This is a genomic window from Arsenophonus nasoniae DSM 15247, from assembly GCF_000429565.1.
Lineage (GTDB): Bacteria > Pseudomonadota > Gammaproteobacteria > Enterobacterales > Enterobacteriaceae > Arsenophonus > Arsenophonus nasoniae.
Window position 1 is genome coordinate 1 of the sequence record NZ_AUCC01000211.1, and the last position, 1664, is coordinate 1664.

3 protein-coding genes are annotated in these 1664 nt (G+C 42.7%); all 3 read left to right on the forward strand.

Annotation, left to right across the window (positions count from 1 at the left end; all coding sequences use genetic code 11):
• The coding region (locus tag G468_RS24995) for a PDDEXK family nuclease (protein WP_034250464.1) at positions 1–159 on the forward strand (159 nt) is incomplete at its 5' end.
• Between the two features lie 288 nt (positions 160–447).
• Positions 448–1212: a BRO-N domain-containing protein gene (locus G468_RS0117560; protein ID WP_026824100.1), complete on the forward strand. Its 765-nt coding sequence runs from the start codon at positions 448–450 to the stop codon at positions 1210–1212.
• 65 nt (positions 1213–1277) lie between these two features.
• Positions 1278–1664: antA/AntB antirepressor family protein (locus G468_RS0117565; RefSeq protein ID WP_026824101.1), on the forward strand; the 387-nt coding region annotated here is incomplete at its 3' end.

The window sequence follows — 1664 nt, forward strand, 5'->3', positions numbered from 1 at the left end:
CTGCCCAATGGCAAGATTATTTTTGTGGAGTGCAAAGCACCGGGCGAAAAACCTACCCCCTATCAATTGCGCGAACACGCAAGGCTTTTTGCCCTAGGCCATCAGGTCATCGTACTAGATAGTCAGGATCTAAGCAGTATCTTACCCACTGTTGACTGAAAATTAACTTATTGACGAAAGAAGAAATCATGCGCTATAGTTTACTTGCATCTGCAAAATCAGATGTCAGGTTTCGCAGCCTGCCGTAAGCTACCGCGACATGCACACGCCGCGAGCGTGTTTTTTAATGTCGTAATCTAGCCACAATTCAATGGTGAGCTGGATGGGGCAACCGTAAGGTTGGCCGGTCGGTAGTTCCGGTACTGCGAACCCTGTTCAGTTCACCGCCGATAAGTTTCGCAGCTTTAGCGGTGAGTAAATCCAAATACTACCATCGGAGGTCATATTATGACTACCGCACAAGCTATCTCATTTTCTTTCCAAGAGACCCATAATGTACGTATTCAGATAATCAGCGGTGAACCTTGGTTTTGCCTGAAAGATGTATGTGAAATTTTATCTATTATTGTCGCAAGCCCTGAACGCTTCCGAATGGATGATAAGGGGATTACAAAACATGTAACCCCTACAAAAGGCGGAAACCAACAACTTGTTTATGTGAATGAACCTAACCTTTATCGTGTTATTTTCCGTAGCAATAAGCCCGAAGCAAAACAATTTCAGGACTGGGTATTTAATGAAGTTCTCCCCTCGATCCGCAAAACTGGCAGATATGATCGCCATCAACCACAACCCCAAACGAAAGCCGCAGAGCGTTTTAGCCATTCAGACAGCCGTAACCTGACGCATTTAGTTTGGTGTATGACAAATGGCTTACGGTTTGAGCGTTCGTGGAGTAATGCGGTGTGGCTGGCTTTACGCGAAGTGACTGGCACACCATCACCGGAGCGTTTTCAGGTGGAGCATATACCGTTAATGGCTGATGAGTGTCGCCGTATTTATTATATTACCGAGTCACTACGACAAATTATCAATGACGCTGAAAAACAAGTTATCAAACGCCTTTTGCGTAAACGTGAGAATATCGATACCGTATTAGCAGAAATAAAACAGCTTTTTGAGCAATTCCACCATCAACAAATCGGGATAATTACCGCGCGCACTGACCATTGGTACGAAGGTGAGTTGACCCATTTCTTAGAACGCCACTAATTAATCTTAACGCCCCTTTTTAAAGGGGCAATCTTTTATCAATTTCATTATTGAGGAATACCTTTATGTCAATTTTAATCACTATCGAAACAAAAAACATCAATGACGCATTAATCCAAACGGTTAATGCCCGTGATTTACATGAGTTTTTAGAAAGCAAGCAGAAATTTGCTGATTGGATAAAAGATCGCATTCAACAATATGGATTTATTGAGAGTCAGGACTTTATCGTAATTTTAGGAAAAACCCCAAATGGTGGCCGTCCTACAAAGGAATACGCAATTTCCCTCGATATGGCGAAAGAGTTATCAATGGTTGAGCGTAATGAAAAAGGGAAACAGGCAAGGCAGTACTTTATTGAATGTGAACGACGCGTTTTACAACCTCAAACATTACTACCAACAGCAAAAGAACTCGCTCTCATGGTTGTTCGTGCCGAGGAAGAGAAAGAA

Bases quoted from the DNA above. Each gene is read 5' to 3' on its own strand.
- G468_RS0117560 (WP_026824100.1), top strand. From the start codon at position 448: ATGACTACCGCACAAGCTATCTCATTTTCTTTCCAAGAGACCCATAAT.